The organism is Rhodobacter sp. P1_C2 (assembly GCF_056406375.1).
This window is the reverse complement of record NZ_JBFUAG010000003.1, coordinates 68,085-82,874: the sequence shown is the minus strand read 5'-3', so window position 1 is coordinate 82,874 and position 14,790 is coordinate 68,085. Positions and strand designations below refer to the sequence as shown.

General features: G+C 65.1%; 14 protein-coding genes. 12 read left to right on the top strand and 2 right to left on the bottom strand.

Going from position 1 to position 14,790, the window contains the following annotated elements; genetic code table 11:
- Positions 1-2,965: 2,965 nt before the first annotated feature.
- The 12 genes from fliK (at position 2,966) to AC1DZT_RS05345 (ending at position 12,456) form a co-directional block, all read left to right on the top strand.
- Positions 2,966-3,364 carry a flagellar hook-length control protein FliK gene (fliK, locus tag AC1DZT_RS05400; protein ID WP_478005588.1) on the top strand — a complete coding sequence of 133 codons (399 nt, stop codon included), beginning with the start codon at positions 2,966-2,968 and terminating at the stop codon, positions 3,362-3,364.
- An 11-nt stretch (positions 3,365-3,375) separates the two neighbouring features.
- A complete protein-coding gene (locus AC1DZT_RS05395) occupies positions 3,376-4,041 on the top strand; it encodes a flagellar hook capping FlgD N-terminal domain-containing protein (RefSeq protein WP_478005587.1) in 666 nt (221 codons plus the stop codon).
- A gap of 96 nt (positions 4,042-4,137) precedes the next feature.
- Positions 4,138-5,118, top strand: coding sequence for an XdhC family protein (locus AC1DZT_RS05390; protein WP_478005585.1), 981 nt, complete (start codon positions 4,138-4,140; stop codon positions 5,116-5,118).
- Between the two features lie 29 nt (positions 5,119-5,147).
- Entirely contained in the window at positions 5,148-7,052 is a 1,905-nt protein-coding gene (locus tag AC1DZT_RS05385; protein WP_478005584.1) for a glycosyltransferase family 2 protein, read from the top strand.
- Positions 7,045-7,572, top strand: coding sequence for a hypothetical protein (locus tag AC1DZT_RS05380; protein ID WP_478005583.1), 528 nt, complete (start codon positions 7,045-7,047; stop codon positions 7,570-7,572). The genes AC1DZT_RS05385 and AC1DZT_RS05380 overlap by 8 nt, the downstream gene beginning before the upstream one ends.
- Before the next feature lie 153 nt (positions 7,573-7,725).
- Entirely contained in the window at positions 7,726-8,340 is a 615-nt protein-coding gene (locus tag AC1DZT_RS05375) for a ribonuclease D (RefSeq protein ID WP_478005582.1), read from the top strand.
- Positions 8,321-9,295 (top strand): KpsF/GutQ family sugar-phosphate isomerase, encoded by a 975-nt coding sequence (locus AC1DZT_RS05370; protein WP_478005581.1) that lies wholly within the window; start codon positions 8,321-8,323, stop codon positions 9,293-9,295. Before AC1DZT_RS05375 ends, AC1DZT_RS05370 begins: the two co-directional genes overlap by 20 nt.
- Positions 9,295-9,912 (top strand): LPS export ABC transporter periplasmic protein LptC, encoded by a 618-nt coding sequence (lptC, locus tag AC1DZT_RS05365; protein WP_478005580.1) that lies wholly within the window; start codon positions 9,295-9,297, stop codon positions 9,910-9,912. Before AC1DZT_RS05370 ends, lptC begins: the two co-directional genes overlap by 1 nt.
- A complete protein-coding gene (gene lptA / locus AC1DZT_RS05360) occupies positions 9,912-10,406 on the top strand; it encodes a lipopolysaccharide transport periplasmic protein LptA (RefSeq protein ID WP_478005579.1) in 495 nt (164 codons plus the stop codon). Before lptC ends, lptA begins: the two co-directional genes overlap by 1 nt.
- Positions 10,406-11,158, top strand: a complete 753-nt coding sequence (gene lptB / locus AC1DZT_RS05355; RefSeq protein WP_478005578.1) for an LPS export ABC transporter ATP-binding protein — start codon at positions 10,406-10,408, stop codon at positions 11,156-11,158. Before lptA ends, lptB begins: the two co-directional genes overlap by 1 nt.
- Positions 11,159-11,376: 218 nt before the next feature.
- Complete coding sequence (gene hpf, locus AC1DZT_RS05350; protein WP_478005577.1) at positions 11,377-11,952, top strand: ribosome hibernation-promoting factor, HPF/YfiA family; 576 nt, start codon at positions 11,377-11,379, stop codon at positions 11,950-11,952.
- A gap of 39 nt (positions 11,953-11,991) precedes the next feature.
- The gene (locus AC1DZT_RS05345; protein WP_478005576.1) at positions 11,992-12,456 is read left to right on the top strand and encodes a PTS sugar transporter subunit IIA; all 465 of its coding nucleotides are present in this window, start codon (positions 11,992-11,994) and stop codon (positions 12,454-12,456) included.
- Positions 12,457-12,495: 39 nt separating this feature from the next.
- Here the strand turns inward: AC1DZT_RS05345 and ubiB are convergent, their stop codons facing one another.
- Together ubiB and ubiE are read right to left on the bottom strand one after the other, a co-directional pair.
- On the bottom strand, positions 12,496-14,028 hold the full coding sequence (gene ubiB / locus AC1DZT_RS05340; RefSeq protein ID WP_478005575.1) for a 2-polyprenylphenol 6-hydroxylase: 1,533 nt from the start codon (positions 14,026-14,028) through the stop codon (positions 12,496-12,498).
- Entirely contained in the window at positions 14,028-14,774 is a 747-nt protein-coding gene (gene ubiE, locus AC1DZT_RS05335; protein ID WP_478005574.1) for a bifunctional demethylmenaquinone methyltransferase/2-methoxy-6-polyprenyl-1,4-benzoquinol methylase UbiE, read from the bottom strand. Before ubiE ends, ubiB begins: the two co-directional genes overlap by 1 nt.
- Positions 14,775-14,790 lie beyond the last annotated feature (16 nt).

Below are 14,790 nucleotides of genomic sequence, written 5' to 3'. Positions count from 1 at the left end.
GAGCGCTGATGAAGGTCTTTTCGACATCCCGGTGAAAGCCCCGAACGAGGCAGAGATTGAACCTTTGCCGTTAGCGGCAGTTCAGGCTCTTGGCGCGTCGGACGCCCCAACGGCCTCGCTGCCTCACGCGGCGGAAAAGGGGAAGGCGGTTGCGCCTCACATCTGGCATGCGACGGCAGCGCAGCATTGGCATCTTGCCCAACCCGCCCTTGCGGATGCGCTTCCGGGGCAGACCGAGGGGCTTTTAACCCGAGAGACTGCAGAACAGCCAACCGAAACGGAAACTGCCCCGCCGGATGCGCCAGAGAAAGACCCGTCGGTTTCGCCGACTGACCTTGCCCCGCCGCCGCCTCCTGCTCCGATGGCTGGCGTCCGGGTTTTGCCGTCAGTTCCGCCACCTAACGCCGATCCGGCACCGTCGGCGGAGGTGGACTTGCCCGTTGAATCGGCGGGCGCTTGTTTCGCCCCGGTAGCCGCAGTTAGCTCAGAGTCTGCAGCCGCTGCAAAGTCTCTGCCGCAGATGGATGCAACCCATGCAGCCAGGAGCGCGGATCAGGTGACCCCGTCCGGACATGCCCAGACCCGCCCTGCCAGCGGTCCGGACAGGCCAGATGCCGCCGCCAACTTGGTCTCATCCGCCGCCCTATTCGTGGGGCTTAAGCATGGGGCACACCCGGCAGGTTCCTCCGGTGCTGAGCCCGTGGCGAAGGAAACGCGACCCGTGGAAACTAAAAATGTTTCCCCTCTGAACGAGGTTGGCCAGCCAGGAACAACGCGCGATGAGGCGCGGTCGAGCGGCACCCTTGGCATTGCAGTCGTGCAGAGTCAGAGCGGCAAGACCACTTCGTGCGGCTTCGCTGATCAGTCGCCTTCAATCTTGCCGCAAGCCGAAGCCAGGCTCATCCGGCAAGATCGCCAGCCCCTCCTCCCCACCTCGGAGGCTGCTAAATCGCCGGGAACTACAGTCGCGCGCTCTCAACCAAGCCCCGAAAGCACCCCACCGCTTCCAGGAGGTCCTTCGACCAGTCCCGAGAAGGGCGTTCAGAGACCGGAGGGAGAGATTGATACGACGCCTGTGCCGGTTTCGGCCATCGGGACAGAAAGGGACCTTCCCTCCCTCCCTGAATCTGCTCCCGTCTCGAACGCAGGGGCACTTCCGGTGGTGCGGGTCCTCTCAGACTCCGGCGCAAGGCGCGCTGTGTTGGGGGAAGGTCGCGCACCGTCCAATGCAAGTGATCGAAATCCTGCCCCGACGCGCGAAACGGTACATGCCGTGCCGCTGACCGTGGCGGCGATCGCGCCGGCGGAGGCGAGGGGCGTTGTGGATCAAGGTGTGACGAAGGAAATTACACCCATCGGCCCGGCGACCTCTTCGGAGGTCGAGAGAATGAGGCCAATTCTCAGGGATGAGAGGACGCACGTTGAACGCGCGTCACCGACGGTGGCCCCATCGCTCACCGGAAAGACCGAGGGGCATGAGGCGGAGGCAGAACGGCTGAAACTCCCGATCCGCAGTGGCATCGAACAGATCTCGGTCCGCGTCTTGACCGAGCCTGCACCACAGCCCGGGGTATCGGTTTCGCAAAGCTCAAGCCGCCCGCCCACCTTGGAGGCCAAAGGGGGGGAGCCTCCTGTCATCCTTCCGATTGCAGCTGCTGGGGAATCTGAGGCCTTGCCAGACAAGGCAAAAGTTGCGCCTTTACCGGTCTTGCCCACGCGAGTCGCCTTGCCAGCCGTTTCTGGAGCGGAACGTGCTGTGGTTCTCGCACGAGGGGTCGAGAAGGTCGAAGGGGCGCCTTTGGCGAAGTCGGGGGTGACCGACCAGCAAAGCGCTGTGTTTACGAACGATCGGCTTCCGCAAGAGTCGGGCCGAGCCATGACCGGCGCCCCACGCTCCGCTGGCATCGTGGCGACGGCGCTCGAAGGCTCTCTCGCGCCGCGCAAACCGGAGCCGCCGCCTCTCCGGGAGGCGGCACCGCCTGCGCAGCGCGCACCAGCTTATTTGGCGATGAACTCTGCCAAAGCCGCTGTCGTAGAGGCGCGCTCGGACGTCCCGAAGGTTCAGGCAAGGTTTCCCCTGCGCGAGCCGGAACAGCCGCTTCCCCAAGCAAGCGTCAGGCCCGCACCGCGTGCCGTGCTCGTTTCTGAAGTGACACCTGAAGACACCGTCACCTCGAAGACGCGTGCCGAGGGGTCGCGGGCGGAAGCAATGCTTAAGCCCCGCGAGACCCAGTTGCCACCGCAGGCAACCCTCCCGTCAGCACCACGCGCTGCGCCTGTTTGGGCTGCGACGCCTGCCGAGGTCGCCCCCGTGGAGGACCGTTCCCCGGCAATGCAGCCCGCAGCGGCGCCAGCGCCGCACGGATCAGAACGACCGGCGGTCCCGGCAAGCGCGCACTCCGCTGGGCGTGTTGCGACCTCTTCCACCAAGACTCCTGCCGCGGTCACGACCAAGGAAATACGCTCGGCTCCGCCCGAGGTCGTTGCTCACTTGGCGAAAGGTCCGGCCGGGCTGGCCCTGCCGGGCAGTGAGGCAACAACCCCGATGTCAGAGGTCGCGCAGAGGCCGGATGGTGCCTGGCACCTGCAAGGGACGGCTCCGCAACGGGAAAGGCCGCAGCCAACGGGTCGGGTGCGCGCGCCGGCGTCGTCCGCCATGCCGCAGCCGGTGGAGAACCCCCACGTCATGGCAAAGCCGCGAGCCGTTCCTTCGCAGGAACCGCCGCTGGCGCCTCGCCGGGCGCAGCCCGAGGTGGCGGCTGAGGCAGGCCGTGAACGCTTGTCCGACCCGCCGTCGCCGATAGCCTCCGCCCCCGCACCGGACAAGGCGCCGCAAGCGGGGCCGCCTCAGGTTGTGGGTCCACCGGCCTTGCCGCCACTTGCCCCGGCGATATCGACCGCCCATGCCCGCCATTCCGGCCCTTCAACCGCGAGCCTGGACGGCGGCGGAAAGACCGCGCACGCCTTGCCCACGGGGTTTTCCAGCGGGCTCGCCCATGCGGTGGCGGACAGCGGTCACAGCCGCGCCGAACTCATCCTTGATCCGGCCGAGCTGGGGCGCCTGCGCTTTGATATCCTGACCCAGGGCAGCCAGGTGCAGATCCATCTGAGCGCGGAACGCCCCGAGACGCTGGATCTGCTCCGGCGCCATTCGGAAGAATTGCGCCAGGAGTTTCAGGCCGCGGGCTTTGACACAGGCTCGCTCAACTTCGGACAGTGGAGCCAGAAGGGCCAGGACCGCGCCGCGCCGACCGCCCCCCTCGGGCCCGACACCGTTTCGGACGGTTTTCCGCTCCTCGATCTTCCCGCAACACCCGCCCCGCGGACCGGCCCGTCCGGCTCCGGTCTGGATCTTCGCCTCTGAAAGGACCGCACATGAGCGTTGCCGCCATTTCCGGCACCAACCCGCCCGCCAATGCCACATCGACGGCGGCGCAGAACAACGATAAGAATTATGAAACCTTCCTCAGGATGATGACGACCCAGATCAAGAACCAGGACCCGCTGAACCCGATGAGCGCCGATCAGCTCGCGGTGCAGCTGGCGACGTTTTCCGGGGTCGAACAGCAGACCAAGACCAACGATCTTCTGACCCAGATGATCTCGCAGAATGCCATCGGCGCGATGAGCCAGATGGTCAGCTGGGTGGGCAAGGATGCGCGTCTTGCCGCCCCGGCCTATTTCGACGGCGCCACGCCCGTGACCATTTCGCCCAGCCCCTCGTCGGATGCCGACAAGGCGGTGCTGGTGGTCAAGGATCAGGGCGGCCATGAAGTGGCGCGCACCCAGCTGCCGCTGGGCAGTGCGGATTACAAGTGGCAGGGGCTCGACGCCTCGGGCAATCCCTTGCCCAAGGGGCTCTATTCCCTGTCGCTGGAAAGCTATACCGGAGACAAGCTGGTGGAATCGACCGATGTCGAATATTATGGTCGGATCACGGAAATCCGAAGCACCCCCAACGGAATTTCCGCCATGCTGCCCGGCGGGGTGGAGGCTTTGATGTCGATCATCACGGCCGTCCGCGACCCCGCCGCAAGCTGAGGTCCCCGACCTGCGGCGATCTGTCCTTTGGCAAGAAAGCCACTGGTGCGCCCGGTCCCTTCGGGCCAATCTGAAGCGGGGGAGAATGGGTGTCCGATGATCGAATATGCCAGCAATCGTGTGCCGCTGAAGCGGCTTTCTGAAACCGGCGGCGTGCTTGCCGTGATCACGGAAGTCGTGGGCACCTCCTATCGCAACCTCGGCACCATGATGGCCTTCGGGCCGGAGGGGCAGCGGACCGGGTCGCTGTCCTCGGGCTGCATCGAGGATGACATTGCCGAACATGCCGCGACGGCGCTGAAAACCGGCGTCTCGCGGGTGCTGCGCTATGGCCAGGGTTCGCCCTTCTTCGACCTCAAGCTGCCCTGCGGCGGCGGGCTTTCGATCATTCTGATCCCCAATCCGGACCCGGCGCTGTTGCAGGCGGTTCTGGCACGCGGCGATGCGCGCCAGGATGCGGCGCTTGGCATCCGGCTGGAGGATGGCGCCCTGCGGCTGCTGCCCGAGGGGTCTGCACGGCCCGAGACGGGCGAACTCGTCGTGGTTCTGGAACCCGAGCTGCGCTTCTGGGTCTATGGCCACGGGATCGAGGCGATGTCGTTTGCCCTCATGGCGCAGGCGGCGGGCTATGACGTGACGCTGTTCGGCCAGGAGGGGCTGCAGGCGGATCTGTCGCGCATCGGGCCCTTGAACATCACCGTCGTCCCCAGTTTTCGTAGCTACACCTGCCCCGTTCCCGACCGGCGCACCGCGATCACCCTGTTCTTCCACGACCATGAAAACGAGGCGCGGCTTCTGGCCCAGTTCCTGCCGACCGACGCTTTTTTCATCGGCGCGCAGGGCAGCCTGAAGGCGCGGCAGCGGCTTTTGGCCGATCTGGTCGATATGGGCGTAAAAGAACAGCACATCGCGCGGCTTTGCCCGGATTTTGGGCTGATACCCTCCTGCCGTGACCCGCGCACCCTGGCCGTTTCGGTACTGGCCCATGTCTTGTCTATTGCAGGGACTTCGGCTGCGGATTATTCGAAGGGCAATTCCACATTTGGGCAGCGGGAGTCTCTGGTTCCAGCGTCCTGAGTTTTGCACTTTCGGGAGGCAGCGCTGCCATGACCACGCAGGGATTTTCCGAGACGGTCGAAAAGCTGTCGGCGGCTTTGGGCCGCTGGTCGGCCAAGACCGCACCCATTGCGAAAGGCGATGACGTCCGCCTGCAGGGGCTGGATCTGTCGAACAAGATCACCGGGCTGGACGATCTGTTCTTCGTCGAGGAGCAGGACCATTTCCGTCCGCGCCCAGGTGTCGGCATGCATTTTCTCAACCAGGAGATGATGAACACCGGCACGCTGCGCAACTCCTTCTATCCGCAGATCTTTTCGGCGCATTGCCAGAACATGGACTTCTCGCTGCATCTGCGTTTTCGCGGCAGGTTTCAGGTCCTGGTCTATCAAAGCCGCCTCGGCCATCCCCCGATGGCCCTGGCCGAGCGGATCGTCCATTCCGACGAGGTGACGGACGTTCAGGTGCCGCTGGGCGCGATCCAGTCGCTGCCGCGGGGGGCGCGGCTGTTCTGGGTGGCCCGCGCCCTGCATGACGGCTGCGAACTGGTCGACGCGACCTGGGAGGCCCATGCCCCCGCCGCGACCGAGGGGCGGATGGTGGTGCTGATCCGCACCTTCGGCCGGACCCGCGACGTCAGGAACCTGCTCGCCCAGTTTCAGGAACAGGCCAAGGATGGCGATTATGCCCGCGTCCTCGGCAACCTGTTCTTTCTGATCTACGATTCCTCGCCCGGCCTCGACGAGACGACCTATGCCGAGCTGAAGGAGGATGAACTCCTCAACACCTTCGTGATGACCGGCCCCAATCTGGGCGGCGGCGGCAACATGAGCCTGGAGCTTTTGACGCTGCAAAAGGCGGTTGCGGCCTCTGGCGTGACGATCAACGAGGTGCTGCTGACCGACGACGACCTGCAGGTCTCGCTCGAATCGCTGGCGCGCAACTGGGGGGCCACGCTGTTCCGCAAGGACAATGCCTTCCACACCCTGCCGGTGATCATGCAGTCCGAACCGCGCCGGATGTGGGAGGATGGCGGTTTCTGGGGCCGTTTCACCGCCGAAAGCCCGCGTGGCAAGCGCAGCGTGATCGCGCCGCGGCTGCTGCGGCACAGCCGGATCTTCCGCGCCTTCGACTTTCTCGATGACATGGCGCGCCTGCATCATGCCGAATATTCGACCTTCATCTTCCTTTCCATGCCCTATGGAAGGCTGGAGGAGATCGGTCTTCCGGCGGCGTTCTTCCTGCGCGGCGATGACATCGAATACAACCTGCGCCACGCGGCGGCGGGTGGGGTGACGGTCTCTAACCCGAACATGATGGCCTGGCACGAGCCGGCGCATTCCTATGCGCAGGAATATATGTCGATCGCGCATGGCGTGGTGATCAACATGGCCTATGGCCAGGACAAGCCCGACGACTTCACCGCCTTCTTCCACGCAAGGGCCGGGGCGCATCTGTCGGTGTCGGATGTGGCGGGCCTGTCGGTCTATGCCGAGGTTCTGGGCGATCTCGTCGCCGGGGACCGGCTGATGGTGCAGGGGTTCGCCGACCATTATCTGGCGATGATCGCGCGCTTCAAAAGCTTCGATGCCGCCTTTGCCACCATGCCGGATGAACTGGTCGAAACCCTGAGCGAGGCCTCGCGCCGCGCCGGCAAGGAGACCAGCGTGCTGCCTTTCCTCTACATGAAGGCGGTCGGCGGCGAGGTCGATTTGGACCGCGTGGTCCTGTGGAACCCCCATACCGAACGCCGCTGCATCTATGACCCGTCCGAGCCGCAGCGCCTTGCCGCCCTGTCGACCGTGGCGGCGCGGCTTTACGCGGCGCTCAGCACCTTCACCCAGCGCTTTGACGAGCTGCGCGCCCATTACCAGCAGCGTCTGAGCGAGACATCGACGCCGGCCTTCTGGCAAGAGGTGGCCAACAAGGCCACATTCGGGGTGTTGCATGATTGATCTGTCGAAAGACGCCCGCTATCGGCGCACCGCCCAGGACGAGCTGCAGCGGATCACCCAGCCGATCTATGTGAACGGGATCGAGATCGCGACGGGCACCTGGCTGTCGATGGCCTCGCTGGCCGACACGCCGAACGCCTTTCTGGACGGCAATGTCTATGCCTCGTCGATCAACCTGGCCCCCTCGCGGTTGCAGCCCTATACCGGCACACGCTGGCTGACCCGGCTGCATGCCGATGGCACCTGGTCCTTTCTGAACCAGGGCCAGCAGGAACAGGTTCTGGCCGGCTCGGCGGGGATCGTGACCCTGGGGCGGTTGCCCGCGGTTGGCGGCTTTGACCGGTTCAACGCCACCCGCTGGCTGATGTACCGCGACTTGACCGGCTTTCGCCTGCGGCCCTGCATGCCGGGCAGCGGCTGGCTTGGGGTGCGGGACGGAAGGGCGGTGCTGTCTGGGCCGAAAGACCCGGCCGACCGCTGGATCTACTGGGCCATCACGCCCTATGGGGCCGAGGAATAGGGCCCCGGGGCCATTGCCAGCCGACGCGCGGGCGGTCAATTCCCTTCCGGTCTGAAATCAGCTAAGCCGAGGGCGATGAACCCTGAAAACCGTGCCCAGGAGGGCGCGGTTTTGCACCTCTGCCGTCTGCCCCGTTTGTGATGGAACCCGACCTTGGCCAATTTCCTCTACCAGAATGACCTGCCCGACGACCTTGACCTCGGCTCTGTGGTCGCCATCGATACCGAGACCATGGGCCTTGACCCGCGCCGCGACCGGCTCTGCGTCGTGCAGCTGTCTTCGGGCAATGGTCATGCCCATCTGGTGCAGATCGCCCGCGGCCAGACCTCGGCCCCCAATCTGGTGCGGCTGCTGACTGACCCCAAGGTCTTGAAACTGTTCCATTTCGGCCGTTTCGACGTCGCGGCCCTGCAAAAGGCCTTCGGGGTGCGGACCGAGCCTGTCTGGTGCACCAAGATCGCGGCCAAGCTGATCCGGACCTTCACCGACCGGCACGGGCTGAAGTATCTGCTGAACGAGCTGGTGGGCGTTGATGTCTCCAAGGCGCAGCAGACCTCGGACTGGGGCGCGCCGGTGCTGACCGATGCGCAGAAGGACTATGCCGCCTCGGACGTCTTGTACCTGCACAAGCTGAAAGCCGCGCTCGAGGCGATTCTGATCCGCGAGGACCGGCTGGATCTGGCGCAGCGCTGCTTTGATTTCCTGCCGACCCGGGGGGAACTGGATCTTCTGGGCTGGGACGAACCCAATGACATCTTCCACCACTGACACCCTGCCGAAAGCGGCGCCGCTCGCCACCGCCCGCCGCGTCATCGCGCGCGAGGCCGAGGCGCTCGTCATGCTGGGCGCGGCGCTGGGCGACAGTTTCACGGCGGCGGTGGAGCTGATCATGGCGGTCAAGGGCCGGGTGATCGTCTCGGGCATGGGGAAATCCGGCCATATCGGGCGCAAGATCGCCGCCACCTTCGCCTCCACGGGCACTCCGGCGCAATTCGTCCACCCGGGCGAGGCGAGCCATGGCGACCTTGGCATGATCATGTCGGGCGATGTGGTGCTGGTCCTGTCGAACTCGGGCGAAACATCCGAGCTGGCCGATATCGTCGCCCATACCCGGCGCTTCGAGATCCCGCTGATCGGCGTCGCCTCGCGCCCCGGCTCGACCCTGTTGCGGGCGGCGGATGTGGCGATCCTTCTGCCCGACGCGCCCGAGGCCTGCGAGACGGGGATCGTGCCGACCACCTCGACCACGATGACCCTGGCGCTTGGCGATGCGCTGGCCATCGCGCTGATGGAGCATCGCGCCTTCACGCCCGAACATTTCCGCATCTTCCATCCCGGCGGCAAGCTTGGTGCCAAGCTGCTCAAGGTGCGCGACCTCATGCATAGCGAAATGCCGCTGATCGCCGGCGATCAGCCGATGAGCGAGGCGCTTCTGACCATCTCGCGCCACGGCTTCGGCGTGGTGGGGGTCGTGGGGCCGGATCAGGCGCTGCAGGGCATCATCACCGACGGCGACTTGCGCCGCCATATGGACGGGCTTCTGTCGCGCAAGGCGGAAGAGGTGATGACCCGCAACCCGCGTACCGTGACGCCGGATGCGCTGGCCGCCACGGCGCTGGCGGTGATGAACGACCGCAAGATCACCTGCCTCTTCGTCAAGGAGGGGCCGGCGCCGCTGGGCATCCTGCATATCCACGACCTTCTGCGCGCCGGAGTGGTGTGATGGCGGGGATCTGGGCCGACAATCTGCATTCGCGGGTCGTGTTCTGGCTCAAGATTCTGCTGCCGCTGACCGCTTTGGCGCTTCTGGCGACGCTGTTCCTGTTTGGCCGCGGCGTCAGCCCCGAGGATGCGATCCCCTATGCCAGCAGCGACATTGCCGACCGCGCCAAGGAGCCGCGGCTGACCGATGCCGCCTATTCCGGCATGACCCAGGACGGCTCTGCCCTGACGATCAAGGCCGCCGAGGCGCGGCCGGGGGTTGCGGGCTCTGACAATGCCGGGTCGGCGACCAAGATCTCCTCGCTGATCGAGATGCCGGACGGCGCTTCGGCGACGATGGCGGCGGGCGCGGGGCGGCTGGACGATGCGGCGCATCAGGCGATCCTGACCGGCGGCGTCGATCTGGTCTCATCGACCGGCTACCGGCTGCAATCGGACGGCATGCGGGTGGGGCTGGCAGAGACCGAGGTCACCAGCCTCGGGCCGGTGACCGGCACCGGGCCGGGGGTACGCATCGATGCCAAGGCCATGCATCTTGGCCTCGACCCGGCGGGCGGCTACCAATTGGATTTCACCGGGGGCGTGACCCTGATATACAAGCCTGACGGAGGAAATTGATGCTGCGCTCCCGGATCTTTGCCGCCCTTCTGATGGCGATGCCCCTGACGGCACAGGCCGCGGGCACCGATGTGGCCTTCGCGGGCCTGAAGACCGACACCTCCGAACCCGTCAAGGTCACCGCCGACCAGCTTTCGGTCAACCAGACCGATGGCAAGGCGGTGTTCAGCGGCAATGTCGTGGTGACCCAGGGCACCATGACGCTGGAGGCCGCCTCGGTGCAGATCGAATATGGCCCCGACAAGAAGACCATCGCCCGGCTTCTGGCCGAAGGCGGGGTCAAGCTTGCGGCGGGCACCGATGCCGCCTCGTCGCAGAAGGCCGAATATGCGCCCGAGACCGGCAATCTTCTGATGACCGGCGATGTGCTGATGACCCAGGGCGCCGCGGCGATCTCGGGCCAGAAGCTGACGCTGAGCCTCAAGACCGGGCTCGGCACGATGGATGGCCGCGTCACCACCACCTTCACGCCCCCTCCGGCAAAGAAAAACTGATGACCGATCCGATCGTGACGGCAGGGGCCGAAGGCTTGCAGGTGCGCAACATGCGCAAAAGCTACAAGAAGCGGCTGGTCATCCGCGATGTCTCGCTCGACCTCGCGCGGGGCGAGATCGTGGCCCTTCTGGGCCCGAACGGCAGCGGCAAGACCACGACCTTCTATGCCATCGCCGGGCTTCTGACCCCGGACACCGGGCAGGTTCTGATCGACGGGCGCGATGTGACCTCGCTGCCGATGTATCGCCGCGCCCGGATGGGCATCGGGTATCTGCCGCAGGAAATGTCGATCTTCCGCGGGCTGAGCGTCGAGGACAATATCCTCGCCGTGCTGGAGATCGCCGAGCCCGACCGCCACAAGCGGCGCGAGAAGCTCGAAGAGCTTCTGTCGGAGTTTTCGATCACCCATATCCGCGCCGCCCCCGCGCTGGCCCTGTCGGGCGGTGAACGGCGCCGGGTCGAAATTGCGCGCTGTCTGGCGGCCAACCCGCTGTACCTGTTGCTGGACGAGCCCTTCGCCGGGGTCGACCCGATCGCGGTGGCAGAAATCCGCCATCTGGTGCAAGACCTTAAGTCGCGCGGCATTGGCGTGCTGATCACCGATCACAACGTCCGCGACACGCTGGAAATCGTCGATCGCGCCTATATCCTGCATGACGGCAAGGTTCTGATGACCGGCACCGCGGATGAAATCGTGCGCGACGAGATGGTGCGCCGCGTCTACCTGGGCGAGAATTTCCGCATCATTTGAGAGGAGGCCACAGGGCAGTTGACAAGTGCCCTGTCGCATCCCCAAATGTGAGGGATGAGCGCACGTTTCGCCCTGCCTTGCTCTGCCGATGCGGTCCTGACACAGGGCACCGCCCGTGGGCGACGGTGCGCTTCATACCCCGAAAATCCGGCTTCTGCCCCCTCGGATCCCCCCTCGAAACCCGGGGATCCGCGGCTATTCAACGCTTAGGAGGAATCATGCGGTATCAAATCAGTGGCAAGCAAATCGACATCGGCGAGGCGCTGCAGACCCATGTGAAATCTGAACTCGGTGAAGTGATCGAGAAATACGCCCAGCGACCGACCGACGCCTCCATCGTGTTTTCCAAGGCCGGTTTTGAACATGTCTGCGAAGCGACGATTCACCTGTCCACCGGTCTGAGCGCCCAAGCCAAGGGCCATGCCGCTGAAATCTATGCCGCTTTCGAATCCTGCCGCGAGAAGATGGACAAGCAGATGCGGCGCTACAAGCGGCGTCTGCGCAACCACCACTCCAACCGCACGGAGCCGGTTGAATTCGGCATGGGGGCGGCCTATATCCTCGCGCCAACCGAAGAGCCGGAAGAAGCCGATACCACAGCCCTTCAGCCTGTCGTGATTGCCGAGATGGAGACGAAGATCCCTTCGATCACCGTCGGTGAGGCCGTCATGCAGCTGGAACTGGGCGGGCAGAAGTTTCTGATGTTCCGGAACGAGGGGCACGGCGGGGTCAATGTGGTTTATGTCCGTGAAGACGGCAACATCGGCTGGATCGACCCGAACAATGGCAAATGATCCCGGTCTTGTCCGGGGCGAGCAGGTAAGAACAGGCGCATGGAACTTTCAAAGCTGCTGATGCCCACCGCGGTGCGGGTGATTGGGCAATTGACCGGCAAAAAGCGGCTGTTTCAGGAACTGGGCGAGATTGCAGCCCAGGCCTATGGCCTGAACGCCTCGGTCGCGACCGATGGCCTGCAGGAACGCGAGAGCCTTGGCCCCACCGGTGTGGGCCATGGCATCGCCTTGCCCCATGCGCGGCTGGACGACATCGACCGGATCGTCGCCGTCTTTCTGCGGATGGAAAAGCCGCTGGATTATGACTCGGTCGACCGCCAGCCGGTCGATCTGGTCTTTGGCCTGTTTGCGCCGAAGGAATCCGGGGTCGAGCATCTGAAGGCGCTGGCGCTTGTGTCGCGCACGATGCGGGATTCCGGGATCTGCGCCAAGCTGCGCGCCAATACCGATCCCGCCAAGCTGCACGCCATCCTGACCGAAGCGCGGGCCTCGCAGGCGGCGTAAGGAAGATGGGCAGCATTGCCCATCCTACCGGCCAGCGGTCTACCTGATGACAACCCCGGCCCAGAGCCCGAGCGCCAGCACGGCCAGGGCCCCCAGCGCCGCCACGGCCACCGAAATGCCCTGCCGGGGTGGTGGGGGCTTTGGCCCGGCTGCCTGGGCGATCAGCATGTCTTCGACCAGACGCGGCAGTTTCGGCCCGAAGCGGGCCAGAACCTGCAGGGTCAGGGCGAGATCCTTGGCCAGCGCCAGCGGCCCGACATGGCTGCGGACGTAATCCGTCACCACCGGCTGGGCGACCTGCCAGATGTTGATATTGGCATCGAGGCTGCGCGCCACACCTTCGACCACAACCATGGTGCGCTGCAGAAGGATCAGCTCGGTCCGCGTTTCCATCCCGAAACGTTCCGTGACTTCAAAGAGATAGGACAGAAGCCGCGCCATCGAGATGCGGTTCGCCTCCATCCCGAAGATCGGCTCGCCCACGGCGCGGAGCGCAGAGGCAAAGGCCTCGACATCGCGGTCGGCGGGGACATAGCCGGCCTCGAAATGCACCTCGGCCACGCGGCGGTAGTTGCGCTGGATGAAGCCCATCAGGATCTCGGCATAGACCTTGCGGGTATAGGCGTCGATCCGGCCCATGATGCCGAAGTCATAGGCGATGATGTCGCCATTGGCCGCGACCTTCAGATTGCCCTGATGCATGTCGGCGTGAAAGAAGCCGTCGCGCAGGGCATGGCTGAGGAACAACTGCAGCACCCGCGCGCCAAGCGCCACCCGGTCATGCCCCGCCGCATCGAGTGCTGCATTGTCGGCGAGCGAGATCCCCTCGGCCCAATCCAGCGTCATCACCGTGCGGCCCGACAGCCGCCACAGCGGTTGCGGCACCTGAAAGCCCTTGTCGCCCGCGGTATTGGCGGTGAATTCCGAGGCGCTCGCCGCCTCCAGCCGCAGGTCAAGCTCGCCCAGCACCACGCCTTCGAAATGCGCGATCACATCCATCGGCCGCAGGCGGCGGGTGGAGGGGAGGAAAGCCTCCACCGTGCGGGCGGCGAAGTAGAAGGCATCGATATCGACGCGGAAGGCGCGCTCGATCCCCGGGCGCAGCACCTTGACCGCGACCAGACGGCCATCCTCGCGCAGGGCGGCCTTGTGGACCTGGGCGATGGAGGCCGCCGCCACCGGCTCGGAAAAGCTTTCGAACAGGGCTTCGAGCGGCGCGCCAAGTTCGGCCTCGACCATGGCCTTGGCCTGCTCGACGGGGAAGGGGGGCAGCTGGTCCTGCAGGTATTTCAGCTGCTGCGACATGTCCTCGCCGACGATATCGGGGCGGGTCGAGAGGATCTGGCCGAATTTGATATAGGCCGGGCCGAGGGCGGTCAGCGCCCGGGTCACCGGCGGCAGGGCGGGGTCGCCCTTGAGGCCCAGCCATTTGAAAGGCCAGGCCAGGGTCCGCGCCAGAATGCGCAGGGACATCGGCGCGCCGAAGCCTTCCAGCACGACATCCATCGCCCCGGTGCGCTCAAACGTCGCACCGGTGCGGATCAGGCGCAGAAGATTATGCGGTCCCCGCATCAGACCTTCCAGCCCGAATGCAAGGCGGCCACACCCAGCGTCAGGTTGCGGTATTTCACATTGGCAAAGCCGGCCTGGCGGATCATCCCGGCAAAGACCTCCTGCTCGGGGAATTTGCGGATCGATTCCACCAGGTATTGATAGCTGTCGCGGTCCCCCGTCACCAGCTTGCCCAGAGGCGGGATGACGTTGAAGGAATAGAGGTCATAGGCCTTCTGCAACATCTCGTTCGGGATCTGCGAAAACTCCAGCACCATCAGGCGGCCGCCGGGCCGCAGCACGCGGAAGGCCTCGTTCAACGCGTCCTGCACGCGGGTCACGTTCCTGATGCCGAAGCTGATGGTATAGACATCGAAAGTATTGTCGGGGAAGGGCAGGGCCATCGCATCGCCGACGATCCAGTCGAGCCGGTCCGACAGGCTTTCCGCCTCGGCGCGCTTGCGGCCCTCGATCAACATGGATTCGGTCATGTCCAGAACCGTCGCCGTGGCGGTGGGCGCGCGGCCGAGGAAGCGGAAGGCCACGTCACCGGTGCCGCCCGCCACATCCAGAAGCTTCTGCCCGGGGCGCGGCGCCAGCCAATCCATCATGGCGTCTTTCCACAACCGGTGGATGCCCACCGACATCAGGTCGTTCATGATGTCATATTTGCTGGCGACACGGGTGAAAACCCCATGGACCATCCCGGCCTTGTCGTCCTCATTCACGGTCTGGTAACCGAAATGCGTGGTGTTCTGGTCGCTCATCGGGGCTTGCCCTTCC

Bases quoted from the DNA above. Each gene is read 5' to 3' on its own strand.
- AC1DZT_RS05380 (WP_478005583.1), top strand. From the start codon at position 7,045: ATGATTGATCTGTCGAAAGACGCCCGCTATCGGCGCACCGCCCAGGAC.
- ubiE (WP_478005574.1), bottom strand. From the start codon at position 14,774: ATGAGCGACCAGAACACCACGCATTTCGGTTACCAGACCGTGAATGAG.
- hpf (WP_478005577.1), top strand. From the start codon at position 11,377: ATGCGGTATCAAATCAGTGGCAAGCAAATCGACATCGGCGAGGCGCTG.
- AC1DZT_RS05370 (WP_478005581.1), top strand. From the start codon at position 8,321: ATGACATCTTCCACCACTGACACCCTGCCGAAAGCGGCGCCGCTCGCC.
- lptB (WP_478005578.1), top strand. From the start codon at position 10,406: ATGACCGATCCGATCGTGACGGCAGGGGCCGAAGGCTTGCAGGTGCGC.
- lptA (WP_478005579.1), top strand. From the start codon at position 9,912: ATGCTGCGCTCCCGGATCTTTGCCGCCCTTCTGATGGCGATGCCCCTG.
- AC1DZT_RS05385 (WP_478005584.1), top strand. From the start codon at position 5,148: ATGACCACGCAGGGATTTTCCGAGACGGTCGAAAAGCTGTCGGCGGCT.
- AC1DZT_RS05390 (WP_478005585.1), top strand. From the start codon at position 4,138: ATGATCGAATATGCCAGCAATCGTGTGCCGCTGAAGCGGCTTTCTGAA.
- AC1DZT_RS05345 (WP_478005576.1), top strand. From the start codon at position 11,992: ATGGAACTTTCAAAGCTGCTGATGCCCACCGCGGTGCGGGTGATTGGG.
- lptC (WP_478005580.1), top strand. From the start codon at position 9,295: ATGGCGGGGATCTGGGCCGACAATCTGCATTCGCGGGTCGTGTTCTGG.
- AC1DZT_RS05395 (WP_478005587.1), top strand. From the start codon at position 3,376: ATGAGCGTTGCCGCCATTTCCGGCACCAACCCGCCCGCCAATGCCACA.
- ubiB (WP_478005575.1), bottom strand. From the start codon at position 14,028: ATGCGGGGACCGCATAATCTTCTGCGCCTGATCCGCACCGGTGCGACG.